We start from the raw sequence: 18,846 nt of genomic DNA on the forward strand, positions 1-18,846 counted from the left end.
TCGGTTGTCGCGCTGGCGAACGACACCACCCCGCTGGTCCGCCTCCCCGAATACGCAGCGCACTGTTGAGGAGCCGTCGCCGGCCGGGCACGCGTGGTGCGGTTGGGAGCGAGGCGCGATTTCGGGGGTCCCCCGGAGTTACCCCGGCCGGAACCAAATCGGTTGTCGCGCTGGAGAACGGAACCACCCCGCTCTACCCGGTTGTTCGAGGGGTCCGGGTCGGGCGGGGTGGTTTCCGTTATGTCAGTGCGGTTTTCAGTGTTCGAAGGCGCCGAACAGGGCGGGGAGGGTTCCTTCGAAGGTGGTGCGGAGCTCGGTCAGGGGCACGCTGAACTGGCCCTGGACCTCGACCGAATCCGAGCCCTGGTCGACCACGCCGATGCGCACCCACGGGAGTTCGCGGGCGTCGAGCATCTGGGTGAAGCGGATCTCCTCCGAGCGCGGGACGGCGACGAGCACCCGGCCGGCCGACTCGGAGAACAGGGTGACGAACGGGTCGGCGCCCTCGGGAAGGATGAGGCGGCAACCGGTTTCGCCGGCCAGCGCGGCTTCCACGACGGTCTGGATGAGCCCGCCCTCGGACACGTCGTGCGCGGCGCTGATCATGCCGTCGCGCGAACCGGCGGTGAGGATCTCGGCGAGCAGCTGCTCGCGCGGGAAGTCGACCTTCGGGGGCACGCCGCCGAGGTGATCGTGCACGACCTGCGACCAGATGGAGCCGTCCAGCTCGTCGTGGGTCTCGCCGAGCAGGATCAGGGTCTCGCCCGGCTCCAGGCCCAGGCCGGTCGGAATGCGGCGGTGCACGTCGTCGATGACGCCGAGCACGGCCACGACCGGGGTCGGCAGGATGGCGTCCTGGCCGGTCTGGTTGTAGAAGGACACGTTGCCGCCGGTGACCGGAATGCCCAGGGCCACACAGCCGTCCGCGAGACCGCGCACGGCCTGCTGGAACTGCCACATGACGCCCGGATCCTCGGGGGAGCCGAAGTTCAGGCAGTTGCTGACGGCCTTGGGAGTGGCGCCGGTGGTGGCGACGTTGCGGAACGCCTCGGCCAGTGCGAGCTGCGCGCCGGTGTAGGGGTCCAGCTTGGTGTAGCGGCCCGAGGCGTCGGTGGCCAGGGCGATGCCGCGGCCGGTCTCCTCGTCGACGCGGATGACGCCGGCGTCGGCGTTCTCGGCGAGCACGGTGTTGCCGCGCACGTAGCGGTCGTACTGCTCGGTGATCCACTTGCGCGAGCACAGCTGCGGGCTGGCGAGCATCTGCAGCAGGGTGGCGCGCAGTTCGTCGCCGGTCTGCGGCCGGTTCAGCGCCTTGGTGGAGTCGGCGACGAGGGCGTCCTGGTAGTCCGGGCGCTGCACGGGGCGCTCGTAGACCGGGCCGTGGTGGGCGACGGTGCGCGGCGGCACGTCGACGACGACCTCACCGCGCCAGGTGATTTCGAGGTGCTCGCCGTCGGTGACCTCGCCGATCACGCTGGCGTTGGTCTCCCACTTGCGGCAGATCGCCATGAACCGCTCGACGTTCTCGGGCGCGACCACGGCGCACATGCGCTCCTGGGATTCGCTCGACAGGATCTCGGCGGCGGACATGTTGGCGGCGCGCAGCGGGACCTGATCGAGGTCGATGCGCATGCCGCCGGAGCCGGCGGCCGCGAGTTCGGAAGTGGCGCAGGAGAGCCCGGCGCCGCCGAGGTCCTGGATGCCGACGACGACACCGGAGTGGTACAGCTCGAGACAGCACTCGATGAGCACCTTCTCGGTGAAGGGGTCGCCGACCTGCACGCTCGGGAGCTTCTTACGGCCGGAACCGGATTCGTCGCCGGAGAAGGTGTCCGAGGCGAGCACGGACACGCCGCCGATGCCGTCGAGGCCGGTGCGCGCGCCGAACAGAATGATCTTGTTGCCCTCACCGGAGGCGAAGGCGAGCTTGAGGTCCTCGACCCGCATGACGCCCGCGCACAGCGCGTTGACGAGCGGGTTGCCCTGGTAGGAGGCGTCGAACACGGTCTCGCCGCCGACATTCGGCAGGCCGAGCGAGTTGCCGTAGCCGCCCACGCCGCGCACCACGCCGTCGACCACGCGCCGGGTGTCCGGGTGATCGGCCGCGCCGAAGCGCAGCTGGTCCATGACCGCGATCGGGCGCGCGCCCATGGCCATGATGTCGCGGACGATGCCGCCGACGCCGGTGGCCGCGCCCTGGTAGGGCTCCACGTAGGACGGGTGGTTGTGCGATTCCACCTTGAAGGTGACGGCCCAGCCGTCGCCGATGTCCACCACGCCCGCGTTCTCGCCGATGCCGGCGAGCATGGCGGACTTCATCTCCTCGGTGGTGGTCTCACCGAAGTAGCGCAGGTGCACCTTGGAGGACTTGTACGAGCAGTGCTCGCTCCACATGACCGAGTACATCGCCAGCTCGGCATCCGTCGGCCGGCGGCCGAGGATTTCCTTGATGCGGGCGTACTCGTCGTCCTTGAGGCCGAGTTCCTTGTAGGGCTGCGGGAGGTCCGGGGTGGCCGCGGCGTTGCTGACGGTATCGACGTGGCTGGTCACGGGAATACCAGAGTCCTTTCGGCCGGGCAGGTGAGAACCGAGAGCCGGCATGCTGGATATCGGCGAGATACGCAGGTGAGTCTAGTTGCCGTCGATTTCCTGCCCGCGCCCACCTGCTGATGTGTCCGCGAGCACAGTGGGCCCGGTTCCGGTCGTGGTCGAGCCGCGCACCCGGGGCGGCGGGCGCACCCATTACTCTTGGCCCGTGAGCGATCGATCCGGGCTCGCGGATCCGGCGAAGCCCGTGACCGCGCCAGAAGGTAGGACGCGGCTGACGCGGCAGCAGGTGGTCCTGCTGGTGATCGCGGCGGTCATGTTCGCGGTGTCGGTGAAGGTCGCGAGCGAAAAGGCTTGGCACGGTTACATCGATCTGCAGGTCTACCGCAACGGCGGCCGGGCCCTGCTGGACGGCAAGGACCTCTACGGGCAGATGCCGGAGGTGTTCGGCATCGGATTGCCCTTCACCTATCCCCCGCCCGCCGCGTTCTTCTTCGCCCCGCTGGCCCTGATGTCGCTCGATGTCGCCGAGTGGGTGGTGCTGATCTCCTCCATCCTGGCGCTGGCGCTCACGCTCTGGGTGGTGCTGCAGCGACTGCGGCCGAACATGACCGCCGCGACCCGGCTGGCCGTGGTCATCGGCGCGACGGCGCTGGCGCAGGGGCTGGAGCCGGTCTGGCAGACCTACGGTTTCGGTCAGATCAACCTCATCCTGATGGCCGCCATCACGCTGGACTGCCTGGTGCGCAAGCCTTTCTGGCCGCGCGGCATGCTGATCGGCATCGCGGTGTCGGTGAAGCTGACCCCGGCGGCATACCTGCTCTACTTCCTGGTGCAGCAGGATTGGGGCCCGGCGCTGGCCAAGGCGCGCGCGGTGGGCCCGCTGCTGTCGCCGCAGGGATTGTGGGCGCGACTGCGCACGGTCCCGGTGCCCGCGTACACCATGGTGGCCTCGGTGTTCGGCGCGATCGCGGTGGGATTCGCGGTGGTGCCCCATGATTCGGTGACGTACTGGTTCACCACCCTGTTCGACACCTCGCGCATCGGGCAGCCCGAATTCGCGGGCAATCAGTCGCTCAAGGGGTTCGCCTTCCGGCTGGGCGTCTCCGACGGGATCGCCAACATCGTCTGGCTCTCGCTGTCGGCGCTGACCGTGGTGCTGGCGATCATCCTCATGCGCCGGTTGTTCAGCGTCGGCGCGAACGCGGCCGCCCTCATGGTGAACGCCGGTATGGTGCTGCTGATTTCGCCGGTGTCGTGGTCGCATCACTGGGTGTGGGCCGCCCCCGCGCTGCTGATCGCCGCCAACGCGATTCTGCGCGGACGGCGCGATCCGCTGTTCCTGCTGGCATTCGTGCTCGCGATCGTCGCGTTCACGGTGCAGCCGCAGTGGCTGCTGCCCTTCGACCACGGGATCGAGCTGACCTGGTCGTGGTGGGAGCAGATCCTGGGCAGCAGCTATGTACTGCTGACGCTGGCGATCTTCGTGGTGGCGGCGGTGCGGTACCGGCCGGTCCCCAGGGCCGCGGAGCCGGAGCCCGCCGTGACCGCGGCGGCCTGAGAGCCGGCCGGGTCCGCCCGCATCCACACGCCACTGCGGCCCACCTCGAATCGAGGTGGGCCGCAGTCCGTTCTCTCCGACCGCACGAGGCATTCCGTGCGGTCCGCCCGGGATCGGGCTACTTCTGCGCTTCCGGTGTCAGGAACGCCGCGAGCGCGGCCGCGTAGGCGGGCACGTCGGCCGCGCCCATCATTTCGCGGGCGGAGTGCATGGCCAGCTGGGCCGCGCCCACGTCCACGGTCGGCATGCCGGTGCGCGCCGCCGTCATGGGACCGATCGTGGAGCCGCAGGGCAGATCGGCGCGGTGCACGTAGCGCTGCAGCGGCACGTCGGCCTGGGCGCAGGCCAGCGCGAACGCGCCCGCGCCCTCGGCGTCGGTGGCGTAGCGCAGATTCTGATTGACCTTGAGCACCGGCCCGCCGTTCACCTCGATGCGGTGCATGGGTTCGTGCCGATCCGGATAGTTCGGATGGGTCGCGTGCGCCATGTCGCCGGAAGCGCAGACCGATCCGGCGATGGCGGCCAGGTATTCCGCGCGCCCGCCGCCGCGGGTGAGCACGATGCGTTCGAGCACCGTGGGCAGCAGCCCGGATTGCGCGCCGCGATCGGATTGGCTGCCGACCTCCTCGTGGTCGAACATGGCCAGCACCGGCACCGACGCGCCGGGCTGATCCACCGCGGCCAGGAACGCGCGCAGTCCGGCGTAGCAGGTGCCCTGATTGTCCAGGCGCGGCGCGCTGACCAGATCCAGATCCCGGCCGATGAGCTTGGACGGCACCAGATCGTGGGTCATGAGTTCCCAGCCCAGCACCGCGCTCGCGTCGATGCCGGAGCGTTCGGCGATGAAGGCCAGGAACGAGCGGGGTTCGCCGCCGATGCCCCACACCGCGTTCACGTGCCGCTGCGGGTCCAGGGTGACTCCGCGCCGGTCCTCGGACAGGTGGATGGCCAGCTGCGGCACCCGCATGATGGGCTCGTCGATGCGAATCAGCCTCTCGCGCACCGTGTTTCCGTCGCGAATGGAGAGCCGGCCGGAAATGCCGAGATCGCGGTCGAGCCAGGAATTGAGCCAGGCCCCGCCGTACGGTTCGAGTCCGACCATCTGCCAGCCCGCGACCGCGGTGTCGGGATGCTGTTTGACGCGCAGGTTGGGGCTGTCGGTGTGGGCGCCGACGACGCGGAAGGGCGTGGCCTGTCCGCTGCGGAATCCGCTGGGCGCGCCCGATCCGCCGTCGGCCCAGGCGACCAGGGAGCCGCTGCGCACCACATAGAAACGGCCCGAACTGCTGGAGGGCCAGGGCGCCGATTCCGAGAGCTGGGTGAAGCCGTGATCATCGAGTTCTGCGGCGACGGTGCGGCACACATGAAACGGCGACGGGGAGGCGTCGATGAATTCGCACAGTCCGGCGGCGGTCGCGGTGGTCTCGGCAACGGGCATGCCTGCGATCCTAAGCATTATCGGTTCAGTTTCCGCCCACGGACGGGGTATCGACACGCCCGCACGGTGTGGCGAACGGATTCGGCTGTGAATTACCGGATTTCGCGAACCGTTTTCGCTAGAGCGGTTGCGAGACCTCGGCGACCCGCTCCAGCAGGCGCACCAGCTCGAGGTAGTCCTCACCACCCAGGTGCCGGCGCAGCGCGCCCTCGGCGTGCTCCTCCTCCACGCGCACCTCTTCCACCAGTTCGACCCCGCGCCGGCTCAGGCCGATCAGAATGCGGCGGCGGTCATCGGCGGCGGCGACGCGGAAGATGAGCCCGCGCTCGGCCAGATGATCAGCGTGCCGGGTGGCCGAGGACGGCGGAAGTTGCGTGCGGGCGGCCAGTTCGCTCATGGTGATGCCGGAGTCACTGGAGAGGTTGGTCAGCATGCACCATTGATCGGCGGTGAGCCGCCTGGCACACAGTGCGGCGTCGAGGTGACGAAGCCAACTGCGCTCCGCTGCACGCAGCGTGCCGTGCAGTGTGGAAATGCCACCTAGAATTGTCGCCATAATTCCCGCCCGTCAAATTCACTGAACGAGGGGAAGGGTATCCGATGACCTCGTTCTGCGGGAGCCCCGAGAACTGTATCGAGATCCTGAACATAGTGCCGCAGCAGGGACCCGGAGGTATCTTCGCGCCCTCGTGCGAGGCCGCCATTTCCCTGGCGGTGCAAGAAATCAACAGTGGGGCAGGAATTCTCGGCCGGGAATTGCGCGCCACGCACATCGACGGCGGCCGCGAACCGCAGGAAGTGGCGCGCGAGGTTTCCGCACTGCTGGCCACCGGAATGGTGCACGCGGTGACGGGCTGGCACACCTCGGCGGTGCGCACGGCGGTGGCCCGGGTGACCGCCGGGCGCGTGCCGTACCTGTTCGCCACCGATCACGAGGGCACGGACCGCGATCCACCGCCGGGGCTGTTCATGGTCGGCTCCGATCCGGGCCGGCAGATCCTGCCCGCGCTGCGCTGGTTGCGGCGCGAACTCGGCGCGCGGCGCTGGGCGATCATCGGCAACGACTACGTGTGGCCGCGGCGCACGGCCGACGCGGTACGCGCCGAACTGGGCGAGCGCGGGGCGGCGGCGCTCGAGCGCACGGTGCCGCTGGAGATGTTCGTGCCGTTGGGCACCCGCGATTTCGAGGACTTCCTGACCGATCCGGTGCTGGATCGAGTGGACGGTGTCATCGTGCTGCTGGTCGGGGCGGATGTGGCGCGCTTCAACCGGCAGTTCGCGCGCACCGGGCGCGATCTGCGACTGTTGCGGGTGAGTCCCGCGGTGGACGACAACGTGCTGCTCGCGGGCGGACGGCACGCCAACCGGAACCTCTACGTTCCATCCAGTTTCTTCGTCAACGGGCCGGGCGGACGCGAGCGCCTGGCGGGGTATCGGCGACTGCACGGGGAGTTCGCGCCCGCGCTCACCAACTTCAGCAACACCGAGTACGAGGCGATTCGCACCCTGGCCGCCATGGTGACCGCGGCCGGTTCCCTGGACGTGCGGCGACTGCACGCGGCCGTCGAGGGGGCGGTACTCGAAACCCCTTCGGGGCGTATTGGTTTCGACGGTAATCAAGTGGTGCTGCCGGGGTATATCGCACGCGCCGAAGGCGTGCGCTTCGAGATTCTCGACCGAATCTGCGCCTGAGCCGTTCGGTATTGCGGGATTCGGAGAACAGCGTTCGGGAATGGTGCTTCGGCGCGCAATGCCGCTCCCGAGAAACTATGTCCGAATTATCCGTTTAACCCCGAAAACGGTGTCTGTACAAAAAGACCCGCCGTGTTGCACCTGGACGGCGAAGAGCCCGTATCGCCGGGCGATACGGGCTCTCCGAAGTTTTGTGCCGCGCGGTGGATTACGCCTTGACGAGCGCGTCCAGCACCGAGAGGAACATGCCCAGACCGTCATCGGACGGACCGGTCAGCGCCTCGGTGGAATGCTCGGGGTGCGGCATGAGCCCCACGATGCGACCGTTGGCCGAGCTGATGCCCGCGATGCCGCGCTGCGAACCGTTCGGATTGTCGCTGGAGTAGCGGAACACGACGCGGCCTTCACCCTCGAGTTCGTCGAGCACGGCGGCGGACGCCTGGTAGCGGCCCTCACCGGACTTGAGCGGAATCAGGATCTGCGCGCCCGGCTCGTAGCGGGAAGTCCACGCGGTGTCCGCGGATTCCACGGTCAGCCATTCATCGCGGCAGATGAAGTGCAGGCCCTCGTTGCGGGTCAGCACGCCCGGCAGCAGGCCGGCCTCGCACAGGATCTGGAAACCGTTGCAGATGCCGAGCACCGGCAGGCCCTGTCCGGCGGCCTTGATGACCTCTTCCATGACCGGCGCGAACCGGGCGATGGCGCCGGTGCGCAGGTAGTCGCCGTAGGAGAAGCCGCCGGGCACGATGACCGCGTCGACGCCCTTCAGATCGGCGTCGCCGTGCCAGAGGCTGACGGCCTCGGCCCCGGCGAGCTTGGCCGCGCGAGCGGCGTCCACATCGTCCAGGGTGCCCGGGAAGGTGATGACACCGATGCGAGCGGTCACAGCCGGACGACCTTCCAGTCCTCGATGACGGTGTTGGCGAGCAGCGATTCGGCGATCTGCTCGAGCTCGCTGTCGCTCACATCGTCAGCCACATCGAGTTCGAATCGCTTGCCCTGCCGCACTTCCGAGATTCCCGGGTGTCCCAGGCGCCCCAGCGCGCCGACAATCGCCTGACCCTGCGGATCCAGGATCTCGGCCTTCGGCATCACCTCGACCACGACACGTGCCACGCGTTGCTCCTCAGCTGGTGGGGCGGGCCCGGACGCAGTGCTGAGCACCGGGCGACCGAGCGGGGGTTTCGCTGACCAGGGTAGTTGGCGGGGGCTGGGCACTCACCGCCGGGTGGACCGCACGTGGCGCGCGCCACAGCGGGCGCGGCGGGTCGCGTTGCGTGGCGCGGGCGGTCCGGGGCGGACTACCGTTTCACCCATGCGCATTGCCCATTTCGGACACTCTTGCATTCTGGTGGAGCTGAACGGCGCGAAGATCCTGTTCGACCCCGGCAATCTCTCGCACGGGTTCGAAGGCATCACCGGGCTGGACGCCATTGCGATCACGCATCAGCATCCCGATCACATCGACCCGGCCCGGATCGAGGCGCTGATCGACGCCAACCCCCAGGCGCGCCTGCTCTCGGATCCGCAGACCGCGCAGCAGCGCGGGGAGCCGTGGGAGGCCGTGCACGCGGGGAACGTCCTGAAGGTCGGCGAGGTACAGGTCACCGGCGGCGGTGGACGGCACGCGGTGATCCACCCGGAGATCCCCGTCATCGACAACACGGTGTTCCAACTGGGCACCCCCGACGATCCCGCGCAGCTGGTGCATCCCGGCGATTCGCTCTGGGTGCCCCCGGTGCCGGTGGGCGTGCTGGCGATCCCGGCGGCCGCCCCGTGGATGCGAATCAGCGAGGCGGTGGACTACCTGCGCGCGGTGAATCCCCGGACGGCCTTCCCGATCCACTACGGGATCATCGAACCGGCGGCACAGGGCATCTACATGGGCCGCCTCAGCGAAATGGGCCCCGCCGGAACGGAATTCAAGCTGCTCGAACCTGAGGATCACACGGAGTTCCAGGCGAGCTCTTGAACGATCGCGCACCCGAATGTGGTCACGCCCCACAGTTGTAAACATCCACCCTCATAAATACCTGGGACCCATTTCGCACCGCCCTGAACTGTTCGGGTGTCGGGTTGAAGCCCGCCCGGACAGGATCCGAATCCAGGTTCGCCCTGAAGGACACCGTGACCTTGCATCCATCCGACCGCTCACCCCGCGCAACGACAGTGGAGAGCCGTTTATCGAGCTCCCAAGCCGGCGGGTCGGGCGGAGGAGCAACGGCGTTCAACTGGATTGTCGGCACTGACACCACAACCAGAGGATCCGGCTTCGGACCAGGCCCGACGAAATAGGCATGTCCAATGTTCAGCTTCGCTTACGCACCACAATTGGACACGAATACCATTACAAATATTTGCGCGCCATCTCGCACCGCATTGAATTGCTCTGCCGTGAGGTTGAACCCCGATCGGGATGGATCCAACTGCAGATTCTTTCCGTAAGACACGGTAGCTCGACAGCCATCCGACCGCTCACCTCGGGCAACAACGACACTTAAACGTTTGTCAGATTCCCAAGGCGTCGGATTAGGCGTAGGCGCGACCGCACCCAATTGAATTGTAGGTACAGTTACGATAGCCAAAGGATCTGGATTCTGCCCAGAACCTATGAAGTACGCATACCCCTTGGATGCGTGCCCGTCCGACAACGAATCCGTAGCTGTGCGGGTAAATCCGGTGACATGCACAGATTCTATTATTCCCTGCGCTGTACTCGGACTCGGACTCTGAGCCTGAAGGTGATAAAAGCCGTATCCTATAAGCCCAAATAGCACGAACAACGCACATCCCCAGCGAAAAAGGTTACGCCTCCGCCCTTTCGGAATCCTCATCGGTAGGCTCCACTTCCGACGAGGATTTGCTGAGCCACCCTAACCACGTTCACGGTACTCTCGCCATGCTCGGTCTCACCACCATTGAAGGGATCCCCGCCAGAGGCAGCCCTAGCAGAGTTCTCCAATATCCCCCAGGCATTGTACCCGGAGCCCAAAAACTGATTCAGCGGCTGACCAGCCCTGACCTCGGGTATAGCCAAAGGTGCCGCTCCCTCGTTAAGCATTTTCAGGTTGTAGGCCGCAGTTTTGATTGCAAACTCGTCGTTTCCGATCAAATTCTCCCACTCCTGGCCTTTGAATTGCTCCGGATATCTATTCTTGACTTCCAGAAACGGCCTCTCCTTAATATTAGTCAGGCCGATGGAATTTCCGGTGTCGCCTCCATGCTTATCCCAGCCGACGAAGTCCGCCGCAGTACGACCTGCGTCGTATCCCATACCCAAGAACGTCCCTAGCGGGTTGGGATTGTAGCCTTCCGGACCTGCTTGGATTTCATCATGGAATGCCGGCCCCTTCCAGCCGGAATTCAGCGGCGCACCTTCCTGCAGCACCATGGCGAGTACGAGCCGTGGATCGACCCCCGCCTCGGTCCCGTAGTTCACCGACCATATGGCCCATGCCTTCATTTGCGGGCCGTACCCGTCCAGTGCGCTGAGATCCGCGGGCGTCAACGTTGCCATCGGCGTGATCCAGGTCAGCATGTTGTCCCAATCCCGGCTCAGCTTCTCATTGGTGTGTTCGTCACCGGTTTCCGCGACGAGCGGCAACTGACTGAGTGCGGTCATCTTCGGTACGTTGCTGAGTGCGTTCGCATCCACCAGACCTCTTCCGCCGTATCCCACATCCGAAAGATTCTGGTACAGCAGGGTGCTCTGAGCTGTCAGGTTGAGGTACTGCTTGGCATAGGCGATATCGAGCGCACTCAGTTCCTCGTTCACAGCCACCCGGACCGACGCGTTGTCGGTCGTCGCGGTCACGACGGCATAGGGCTGGTTGGGGAACGCGGTCGCCGCCGCATCCGACAGGTCCTTCCGAGCATCGACGAGGTTGTCGGAATGGAGCCGGATTGCGGAACCCAGGGTTTCCGCGACGGTCTGAATTTGCTCGGCTCCGCCGCGCAACGCGTCCAATGCTTCCAGAATGTCCTCTACCTCGGGGGCTCGCACACCGGCGAAGGAATCGCGGATCGCCTGCAGTTTCGTTTGCGAACCCAAGACCTCTGCACTGAGTGCGAATGTCTCCCACGCGGTGGCGGCGTCGGCAAGCGCGTCGGCACGACCGTTCGGCGCACCGGTCCACGGGCTTCCGCTCTGTCCGGACGACACGATCACAACACCGGCGCCATTGTCTCCGTACGGATTCAGGAATTCAGGGAATCCCTGGACGCTCATCGGACTGGCAGTCAGGGCTGCGGGATGCGGTGGCGGCGCACCCTTGTCCGTGCTGGGGTTCGCGTTGTATTCGGCAGCGTCCCAGTTGTATCCCGCGCTGTTGAGAATGTCGCCGAAGTGTCGCAGGGCAGCGGAGTAGACCAGAATCGCGACGCGGACCTCGACGACGGCTTTGTGATACGCGGCGCACCATCCCACCGCCTTCGGATAGTTTCCGGCCATTCCCAGACTACCGGACAACGCGGCAACAAGATCCCGTGCGACAGCGCTGTTGATGTCACTGGTCAGAGCGCTCAGGTCGCTGGCTGCCTTGTAATAGACCTGCGGCGGGACGTCGAGGACAGTCATCGCCCGACAGCCTTACTCTCGGCCGAACATTCGCAGATTCGCCCCCATTGCCGTCGCATAACTCTGATGCGCGGTGATCGCTGCCCGCTGCATCGCACCGATCCCTTCACCGACTTCGATCGCACCGGTTGCCCAAGTCTTGTGTGCTTCTGCGTGTTTTGTTGCCGCAGGACCGGTCCAGGTCAGATGCAGAGCGGAAACGCGCTGATCGAGTCCCTCGAGACTCTCGGTAAGGAAGGTGACAAAGTCCTTCAGCAGCTCCGAAATCCCGTCCAGCTCGGCCAAGTTCACTTGAAACGCGTTGTCGGACAATGTTCCCCCAAGACTTGGTGCGACTTCCCAGACATCGAAGTCAGCGCCCCGCTGCGCTGATGGCTGCCCAGCTTACGGGGTGGCCGGTGCGCCACCCCGACATCGGTTACACGCCGGGCTCACGGCAAGTTCAGCAGCGGGCCGAATGTTCCTGCGTTTCCCTCATCCATGTTCGCGTAGTCCGTGCCGGAAATCCCGAGCAGCTCGGCGATCAGCTGCAACGCTTCCAACACGTCGACAGCGCCCGCGCGAGCCTCCTCCCATCCCAGCGAGTAGTGGTCCGCGGCATTGCCCTTCCATGTCGTCAACAGGTTGGTCACGCCGGTATCGAGCACACGAATACCGTTGATCAGTTCTTCTGCTGTCAGCTGCACGAACCTGCCCGCATCGGTTACCTCGGCAGGAACGACCTGGAACTCACCCCCGGGCACGCCCGTTTCCGCTGCCACATTCTCCCCCAGCCGCCTGGTATCCGGTCGTGACAACCTACCTGTCCGCGATAGGCGCGGCAACGCATAGGCAGGCCACAGGTCCGGTGGAAGGAGCACGCCTGCGGAGATCTGGGCACGACCGACCACCCGCCTCCCGGCTTGTGGCGCCCCCGTCTCGATCGCTACCGTCTCGGCCAGTGCTCGGGACGCTCTCCGGGTGAGCACATCGCAACGAGGAGACTACCCATGAGTACCGATGCCGACCGCGTTGCCGCACGCAAAGCGCTTATGCAGCAGAAAATCTCACACGTTCGCGGGAGGGCCCAGACGTCTGGCGGTGCGGTCGATGTCGAAACCGATACGAACGGCACAATCACCGATCTCCGGATCTCACAGGCCGCTATGTCGGTCGAACCGGCTCGGCTGGCGAATGCCATCTCGCAATGCCACCGGACTGCCAGGGAGCGGGCGCAGGCCGAGGCCGCGCGAATCTATACCGAATTGCTGGACGCACCGGAATCACCGACCCGGCCGGCAGTCAGAACGCCGACCCGGACTGGGAAGAACCCGCGTCGCTACGCATCACGCATTCCCTGTAGATCCGCACCCGTAGATGTCCGCCCTTCGCCCGACCTGGGTGACTGCTGGGTCAGGACCTGCGGGTGAGGGTGACACTTAGAACATCGACGCGGAAGCCGGTGTCGGTGACGACCACGGCGGTGTCGGTGAAGCGGCGGCCGGCGAGCGTATCGGTGAGGAACTCCCGGATCGGAGCGGGCTGGGTGGCGAGGGAACTCACCAGGTCGGCGGGAACCTCCAGGGTGCCGTCGAAGTGGCGATCCTGAGCGCTGATGCCCGGCCGCTGCGGGAGCTGACGGAGGCCGTCGACCGTGTGCAGGGTCAGATCCAGGTGATTGCCATCGCCGAAGTCCAGGCGTAGCGGCGTGGGAGTCTGTGCGAGATCGAAGGATTCGATCGTCGCGGACCACGCGGCGGTGCGGCCCGCATAGTCGTACGGTGACTCCGGCACCGAGGGATCGACGCTGCGATCATCGGGGGTATTGGCCAGGAGCGCCGACCCGAGTGGCTGATCCGTCGGGACGAACGTCCACGCGTTCGCGGTGAGCGCCTTCGTCCAGTAACCCGTTCGGCCTGCGCTGCGGCCCTCCACCCGGAGTTCGCGAGCGTCGGAGCCGACGCCGGTTTTGTGGATGGAGATCCGGTCGGTGATCTCGCCCGGAATCTTGGGTTCGCGCACCCAGCCGGGAGCGGGGAGCTGGATCGCGGCAGTGCCGGAATCCACGCGCTCGCTGAGCATGTCGGGCGCTTCGCGTCTGCCGCGCTGGTCCTCGTAGGAATAACGGAAGAACACCTTGTCCGCGCCGGAGATGTCGAAATCGTAGAGGCGCGTGTAGAGATCGCCATGTTCGTTCACCACCAGCGAGGTGGAGCCGCTGGTGGACAGGGCCACCGCGCGAAAGCGATTGCCGGGCAGTCCGACCTCGTAGCTGTGATCCACCGGCAACCAGGGGTCGATGTAGCGCAGGCGCGTACCGCCGTCGGTGAGCGCGAAGACGTGCGAGACCTTCGCCCCGCCGACCGGGTGATCATTGCCGGCGGTATCGCGCCAGACGTGATCCTCGTTGGGAGACAGCACGGACCAGGTCCAGTCCAGCGTGCCGGGCGGCAGCGCGTTTCCGGGGCCGGTCCACAGCGGAGTGCCGTAGCGACTGCTCCAGTTCCAGTCCTTGGGAGCGCTGAGGATGCGGTCGAGATTGTAGAAGCGGCCGGCGCGATCGACGGCGAGCAGTTCATCGTCATCGGCAGAGACGCCGGTCAGGTTGCCCGCCAAGCATTTCGGGAGCGGCATGGCTCGCCACCCGCCGATCGAGGCGGCTTCTTTCACGAAGAGCCCGCCATCGCGAGTGGTGAAAGACCAACGCCTGTTGAAGGTTTCGGTCGCCGTGCGGAAATGGATCCGATCGGGCAGTGCCACGGTGGCGGGAGCGAAAGCCTCCAGGCCCGCGGTCGTCTCGTCCGCGCCGAGTTCCGGAGTACCGACGGTTCCGATCAGCGCACAGCTTCCAGGGTCGGCGACAGCACCGGAATGCATTGTCAGTCCGGTGAATACGAGACCGGCGACCACGATGAGCACACCGCGCTCAGCAGTGCGGCGCATTACAACCACCCCAGACTTCCGAAGATGACGATGGCGAGCGCATCGATGCCGAGAATCGTGCCGACCGCGATGGCTTTGCCCCGCACGGTCGGCAGATCGTGCACCCAGAAGCAGGCCACGAAGAACGGCACGTAGCCGATCAGGAAGATGAGGAACGGAAAGCTCGGCTGCCACCAGCCCCAATCCCAGGTGAGCACGCCCATCTTGTTGAGCACGATCTCCACGCCAACGGCAGCCGCGGAGTTGACCGCGATGAGCACCGGCCGATTCGGCAGACCGAATATCCGAGTCTCTTTGGGCGGCAGCATCTTCGCCGCCGCCACGCCCATGATGGCGAACATGAAGCAGATCTCGATGTTGAGCCCGATCAACAGCTGATACGCGGTGGATCCGGTCGCGCCCCACACCGGCGCTCGCTCGGTGAAGTGGAAGACCAGCGAATTCCAGATCTCGTTGAACAGATCCATCCCCCACAGCGCGAGCCCGGCGAACAGCACATTCCAGTTCCGCCGCTCGACCTCGGTCGCGTAGATGTACACAACGATCAACAGCAGCGGAATGACGTACCACTTGAACTGACTGCTGTCCCGCAGCAGTTCGAGCGCCGTCTGAGCGTGCTCGGTCACGGCAAACCTCATCTCTCATGACCGTCGAAACCCCGGCCAGCTTGTTACAAATCAACATCACATGTCAATCTGTAATTGCGACTCCGGTCACAACTACCAGCTCAGCCCACGGCGACCCGCCTAACCGCCGCTCCCCCACCGCTCGGCCCGCGCATCCGGCCGCACCCGCCCCGCATCCACCAGCGCCCAGTAGGCAGCCCGCTTGCGCGCACAGCTTCGCATCTGACATTCGCGGTGCAGGCGCATGACGTCATGCGCCTGCGCGGCGGTCAGTACGCCCTCCGGCGCGGAGTGCGACCACGCCGAGAGCCACGTATTCGCCTGCCCGCCAACGCGATCGGCACTCGTCTCGGCCGCCAGCCGCCGCCCGATCTCGGCAACGGTGATCGAGCCGAACCCGGCGTAATGCGCTGCCGCACAGTCATCCCCACACATGAACAGATATACACAGGCGATCAGGACCGCCGCGAACACCGCAACCAATCCGACGAACACGAAGCTGTTCACAATTCCCCCTCTGCCATTCCAGCTGCCCGCCGCAATCGGGGAACGAGCCGATCGAAATATCTCTTGGCCGCGCATATTTCCGCGTCGCAAACGGCGTGCGCTCGCTGTCCACCAACTGCCACATCAAGATTCATGACCGGATAGTCCGGCGGATCGTGCCTGGTAGCCATGGTTCATCCCTCGGTTGACGACCGAACCCGATGGACTGTCCACAGCTTCCGCCCATCAGCTAGTCACAAGTAGACGCTTGCAGCTACGTTTTGGAATCTCCAAAGTTCCTTCCTCTCCGCAGAAGTGCGATAATTCCCGCACGGGCGCGCCCAGATTCCACAGCCCCGTGGCGGAGACATCCAAAATTCGATACATCCGATAGTGAGGCTAACGAGATGTTGACTGGATCCACCCTCGCGCGAAGAGCTTTGGGACGAGAACTGAAACGACTTCGAGAAGCGAAGGGTCTCTTTCAATCCCAGGGCGGAAAGCTCATTGGTGTTTCACCGCAAACGATCGGGCGGTTGGAAGACGGTCTGCCGACCAAGGTCTCGGATCTCTATATGAACGTTCTGTGCGACGGCTACGAAGCCACCGCGGACGAGCGAAGCGCCATCTTGGAACTGGCGCAGGAGGTCCGCGCCACCCAGAAATCGGGTGGCGGCTGGTGGCGTGCCTACGCCGACGAACTGAACACCGGGTTCGATCATCTACTCGGACTGGAGGAAGCCGCGCGGAAGCTGTCGATCTGGCGCAACCGACTTGTTCCCGGCTTGCTCCAGACGCCGGCGTATCGCCGGACGATCGCATGGACCGAATCTCCGAATATGCCTACTGCACAAGTGGACAAGCGGGTTGAGATGAACTCCAGCCGACAGAATCGCCTGCACGACCCCAAGTTCACGATGGACATACTGTTATGGGAGTGCGTACTTCGTGACCAGGTCGGCGGCCCCGGCGTGATGGAAGATCAGTTGAACAGTCTTGCAGCAGCGTCGGAGCGCCCGAACCTCTCCATCCGAGTCGTGCCCTTCACCGCCTCCGCACATCGCGGATCACTCGTGGAATCCTTCACGCTGCTGGAGTTCCCCAAGCTCGCTGCCACCGGAATGATCGAGCCGCCAGTGGTTTTCGTCGAGTGCCTCACCGGCGACCTCTACTTGGAACGCGCCACCGAAGTGCAGCGGTATCGCGACACTTTCGCGGAGATTGCCCGTATAGCGTGGGATCGAGACACATCTAGGCAGTTCATCCTGTCGATAGCCAAGGAGTACGGCGCGCAATGATCGATCCGTTCACGGCCAACTGGTTCAAGAGCTCGTACAGCAGCAGTTCCGGCGGCGAGTGTGTGGAGGCCGCTCACCTCGATGGCATCGTCGCCCTGCGTGATTCGAAGCTCGGGGCGGGGAGTCCTGTTCTTGTGTTCGAGGGGGGAGCTTGGGATGTGTTCACCGCTGCTGTGCGGAGTGGGCGGTTCGATCGGGGCTGAGTCCGGGGAATGCGGGTTCGATTCTTAGCTGCGGATTCGGCTGTACATGGCTGATCGGGGGCGTGGATGCGTGGCCTGGTCTCGGACAATCGGAGCGTGGGGACCTGGTTGCGTTGAGAGACAACTGGATAACGAGAACCAGCGTTGTGCAGTTCGGGTGTCCCGCTGCGGTTGGGTGGCCTACCGCAGGAACAGCAGCCTGGATGACGAGTACCAGCGGGGACCGGTCGGAGAGGCAGGGCTGCGGTTCCAGCCCTGCCGAGGTAGAGCAGCCTGGATAACGGAATACCAGCCGGGGCCGGTTGGGAGCCTCGACGGCGGTACCGGCCCTCCCGGGCCGATAAACGTGATCCACCACTGGTGGGGGTACGAGCAAGCCTCGAATCGATTACCGCTCACCACAATCACCACCTGAGGCAGTACCGGAATTCAGGGATGACGGATCTTGGTTTGTAGGTCTCGAGAAGGTTCCCACGGCCATCCAGCCAGGCTGGAAGGGCGAAAGCGCTCTCAACCGGGGAGCCGAGGTCGGGTACGGCAGGCGAAGTGACCAGCACTGCCTCGTTGTACTTGCTTGTCCTCCCGAACCCCGCTGGAAGGCGAAGGGTGCGTGTGGGTTCGGGGCTACGTCGGCCACTGGAGCGAACACCGATGCCGCTCTTGGCTCTTGGGGTGTGGCTTTGGGTTTCGGCTGCGGGCTGCGTGTTAGCAGAGTCGCCGCGCCGGGATACCCGGTATCCCCGAGGGACCGCGCACTTGCGGGTGATGACGGAAGTTCACCCGGGGTCTGCGAGCGGGGTCGATGTGTGGTGGTGGTATCCACCCTGTTTTGCCCGGATGCTCCGAATCTTCGGGCATCACTATCGTTTTCCAGCCGTTCGGGCCGGTGTTGACCTGCGCGTGGCAGGCATCGCACGCGAAGGTCAGGTTCTCGATGTCGGTTTCGCCGCCATCGGCCCATTCCTTGATGTGGTGCACGGCCGAGCGGGTCGCTGGCGCATCACATCCGGGGCGGGTGCACCCGCGTTCGACAGCGATGAGTGCCAGGCGCTGTTCGGGGGTGGCCAGGCGCTCACCGCGTGCGAAGTGCAGTGGTCGGCCGTCGGCGTCGATGATGACCAGATACGGAGTGGCGTTGGCGGCCAGCTCGACCGCGTCCCGGATCGAAAGGGTGCCGCCGGTGGCGGTGGTCGCTTTGCCGGTGCGCTGTTCGAGGTCGTTGATGTTCATGGTGATCACGGTGGAGACGGGCAGTCCGCGGTGGTTCCCGAGCCGGGTGGGTCCCATGTCGGGGCGCAGGAGCGCGATCATCGCGTCGTGGTTGCGTTGGGCGGCGGTGCGGTGATCGCGCGTGGCCGCTGCTTGCAGCTTCGCCCGCGCACCGGCCCCGGCACTGTCCTGGTCGTCGGTGGCGGTATCGATTCCGAGTTCGGCAGCACTCCACGGGCTCTCGGGATCATCCGGATTGCACATGCCCAGGCGGGCGAGCTTCTCCAG

General features: G+C 65.5%; 18 protein-coding genes. 6 read left to right on the top strand and 12 right to left on the bottom strand.

Going from position 1 to position 18,846, the window contains the following annotated elements:
- Window positions 1-255: 255 nt before the first annotated feature.
- Window positions 256-2,550, bottom strand: coding sequence for a phosphoribosylformylglycinamidine synthase subunit PurL (gene purL / locus ACFVBH_RS30610; RefSeq protein WP_379006878.1), 2,295 nt, complete (start codon window positions 2,548-2,550; stop codon window positions 256-258).
- 205 nt (window positions 2,551-2,755) lie between these two features.
- Between purL and ACFVBH_RS30615 the strand changes: the two genes are divergently transcribed.
- Window positions 2,756-4,108 (top strand): glycosyltransferase 87 family protein, encoded by a 1,353-nt coding sequence (locus tag ACFVBH_RS30615; protein ID WP_379006881.1) that lies wholly within the window; start codon window positions 2,756-2,758, stop codon window positions 4,106-4,108.
- Window positions 4,109-4,226: 118 nt separating this feature from the next.
- Here ACFVBH_RS30615 and ACFVBH_RS30620 read toward each other — a convergent pair whose 3' ends face one another.
- Window positions 4,227-5,546, bottom strand: coding sequence for a M18 family aminopeptidase (locus ACFVBH_RS30620; RefSeq protein ID WP_354985857.1), 1,320 nt, complete (start codon window positions 5,544-5,546; stop codon window positions 4,227-4,229).
- 118 nt (window positions 5,547-5,664) lie between these two features.
- Window positions 5,665-6,102 (bottom strand): MarR family transcriptional regulator, encoded by a 438-nt coding sequence (locus tag ACFVBH_RS30625; protein WP_354985858.1) that lies wholly within the window; start codon window positions 6,100-6,102, stop codon window positions 5,665-5,667.
- A 44-nt stretch (window positions 6,103-6,146) separates the two neighbouring features.
- On the opposite strand from ACFVBH_RS30625, the gene ACFVBH_RS30630 reads away from it, so the two are divergent.
- Window positions 6,147-7,238 (top strand): substrate-binding domain-containing protein, encoded by a 1,092-nt coding sequence (locus tag ACFVBH_RS30630; RefSeq protein ID WP_354985859.1) that lies wholly within the window; start codon window positions 6,147-6,149, stop codon window positions 7,236-7,238.
- Window positions 7,239-7,446: 208 nt separating this feature from the next.
- Here ACFVBH_RS30630 and purQ read toward each other — a convergent pair whose 3' ends face one another.
- Both purQ and purS read right to left on the bottom strand, forming a co-directional pair.
- The gene (gene purQ, locus ACFVBH_RS30635) at window positions 7,447-8,124 is read right to left on the bottom strand and encodes a phosphoribosylformylglycinamidine synthase subunit PurQ (RefSeq protein WP_354985860.1); all 678 of its coding nucleotides are present in this window, start codon (window positions 8,122-8,124) and stop codon (window positions 7,447-7,449) included.
- Window positions 8,121-8,354, bottom strand: coding sequence for a phosphoribosylformylglycinamidine synthase subunit PurS (purS, locus tag ACFVBH_RS30640; RefSeq protein WP_354985861.1), 234 nt, complete (start codon window positions 8,352-8,354; stop codon window positions 8,121-8,123). The genes purQ and purS overlap by 4 nt, the downstream gene beginning before the upstream one ends.
- 199 nt (window positions 8,355-8,553) lie before the next feature.
- Here purS and ACFVBH_RS30645 point away from each other — a divergent pair, with 199 nt between their 5' ends.
- Window positions 8,554-9,210 (top strand): MBL fold metallo-hydrolase, encoded by a 657-nt coding sequence (locus ACFVBH_RS30645; RefSeq protein ID WP_379006888.1) that lies wholly within the window; start codon window positions 8,554-8,556, stop codon window positions 9,208-9,210.
- 858 nt (window positions 9,211-10,068) lie between these two features.
- On the opposite strand, the gene ACFVBH_RS30650 is transcribed toward ACFVBH_RS30645, so the two are convergent.
- The 3 genes from ACFVBH_RS30650 to ACFVBH_RS30660 all read right to left on the bottom strand — a co-directional run bounded on the left by ACFVBH_RS30650 (window position 10,069) and on the right by ACFVBH_RS30660 (window position 12,575).
- A complete protein-coding gene (locus ACFVBH_RS30650) occupies window positions 10,069-11,814 on the bottom strand; it encodes a hypothetical protein (protein ID WP_379006891.1) in 1,746 nt (581 codons plus the stop codon).
- A gap of 12 nt (window positions 11,815-11,826) precedes the next feature.
- The gene (locus ACFVBH_RS30655) at window positions 11,827-12,126 is read right to left on the bottom strand and encodes a WXG100 family type VII secretion target (protein ID WP_379006893.1); all 300 of its coding nucleotides are present in this window, start codon (window positions 12,124-12,126) and stop codon (window positions 11,827-11,829) included.
- A gap of 119 nt (window positions 12,127-12,245) precedes the next feature.
- Entirely contained in the window at window positions 12,246-12,575 is a 330-nt protein-coding gene (locus ACFVBH_RS30660; protein ID WP_379006895.1) for a WXG100 family type VII secretion target, read from the bottom strand.
- A gap of 228 nt (window positions 12,576-12,803) precedes the next feature.
- Between ACFVBH_RS30660 and ACFVBH_RS30665 the strand changes: the two genes are divergently transcribed.
- Window positions 12,804-13,223 (top strand): YbaB/EbfC family nucleoid-associated protein, encoded by a 420-nt coding sequence (locus ACFVBH_RS30665; RefSeq protein WP_379006897.1) that lies wholly within the window; start codon window positions 12,804-12,806, stop codon window positions 13,221-13,223.
- On the opposite strand, the gene ACFVBH_RS30670 is transcribed toward ACFVBH_RS30665, so the two are convergent.
- From ACFVBH_RS30670 to ACFVBH_RS30680, 3 genes are all read right to left on the bottom strand, one after another.
- Window positions 13,207-14,736 carry a hypothetical protein gene (locus ACFVBH_RS30670; RefSeq protein ID WP_379006899.1) on the bottom strand — a complete coding sequence of 510 codons (1,530 nt, stop codon included), beginning with the start codon at window positions 14,734-14,736 and terminating at the stop codon, window positions 13,207-13,209. The genes ACFVBH_RS30665 and ACFVBH_RS30670 overlap by 17 nt on opposite strands.
- Window positions 14,736-15,362, bottom strand: coding sequence for a hypothetical protein (locus ACFVBH_RS30675; RefSeq protein WP_379006901.1), 627 nt, complete (start codon window positions 15,360-15,362; stop codon window positions 14,736-14,738). The genes ACFVBH_RS30670 and ACFVBH_RS30675 overlap by 1 nt, the downstream gene beginning before the upstream one ends.
- 120 nt (window positions 15,363-15,482) lie before the next feature.
- Window positions 15,483-15,869 carry a hypothetical protein gene (locus ACFVBH_RS30680; protein WP_379006903.1) on the bottom strand — a complete coding sequence of 129 codons (387 nt, stop codon included), beginning with the start codon at window positions 15,867-15,869 and terminating at the stop codon, window positions 15,483-15,485.
- Between the two features lie 386 nt (window positions 15,870-16,255).
- On the opposite strand from ACFVBH_RS30680, the gene ACFVBH_RS30685 reads away from it, so the two are divergent.
- Window positions 16,256-17,146 carry a helix-turn-helix domain-containing protein gene (locus tag ACFVBH_RS30685; protein WP_379006905.1) on the top strand — a complete coding sequence of 297 codons (891 nt, stop codon included), beginning with the start codon at window positions 16,256-16,258 and terminating at the stop codon, window positions 17,144-17,146.
- Window positions 17,143-17,349 carry a DUF397 domain-containing protein gene (locus ACFVBH_RS30690; protein ID WP_379006907.1) on the top strand — a complete coding sequence of 69 codons (207 nt, stop codon included), beginning with the start codon at window positions 17,143-17,145 and terminating at the stop codon, window positions 17,347-17,349. The genes ACFVBH_RS30685 and ACFVBH_RS30690 overlap by 4 nt, the downstream gene beginning before the upstream one ends.
- A 705-nt stretch (window positions 17,350-18,054) precedes the next feature.
- Here ACFVBH_RS30690 and ACFVBH_RS30695 read toward each other — a convergent pair.
- On the bottom strand, window positions 18,055-18,846 hold a 792-nt coding region (locus tag ACFVBH_RS30695; protein ID WP_379006912.1), incomplete at its 5' end, for a DUF222 domain-containing protein.

The sequence above is a fragment of the Nocardia sp. NPDC057668 genome, from assembly GCF_042799795.1.
GTDB lineage: Bacteria > Actinomycetota > Actinomycetes > Mycobacteriales > Mycobacteriaceae > Nocardia.

Coding starts and splice junctions, on each gene's coding strand:
- ACFVBH_RS30650 (WP_379006891.1), bottom strand. CDS start 11,814: ATGACTGTCCTCGACGTCCCGCCGCAGGTCTATTACAAGGCAGCCAGC.
- ACFVBH_RS30690 (WP_379006907.1), top strand. CDS start 17,143: ATGATCGATCCGTTCACGGCCAACTGGTTCAAGAGCTCGTACAGCAGC.
- ACFVBH_RS30665 (WP_379006897.1), top strand. CDS start 12,804: ATGAGTACCGATGCCGACCGCGTTGCCGCACGCAAAGCGCTTATGCAG.
- ACFVBH_RS30645 (WP_379006888.1), top strand. CDS start 8,554: ATGCGCATTGCCCATTTCGGACACTCTTGCATTCTGGTGGAGCTGAAC.
- ACFVBH_RS30685 (WP_379006905.1), top strand. CDS start 16,256: ATGTTGACTGGATCCACCCTCGCGCGAAGAGCTTTGGGACGAGAACTG.
- ACFVBH_RS30670 (WP_379006899.1), bottom strand. CDS start 14,736: ATGCGCCGCACTGCTGAGCGCGGTGTGCTCATCGTGGTCGCCGGTCTC.
- ACFVBH_RS30625 (WP_354985858.1), bottom strand. CDS start 6,102: ATGGCGACAATTCTAGGTGGCATTTCCACACTGCACGGCACGCTGCGT.
- ACFVBH_RS30630 (WP_354985859.1), top strand. CDS start 6,147: ATGACCTCGTTCTGCGGGAGCCCCGAGAACTGTATCGAGATCCTGAAC.
- ACFVBH_RS30620 (WP_354985857.1), bottom strand. CDS start 5,546: ATGCCCGTTGCCGAGACCACCGCGACCGCCGCCGGACTGTGCGAATTC.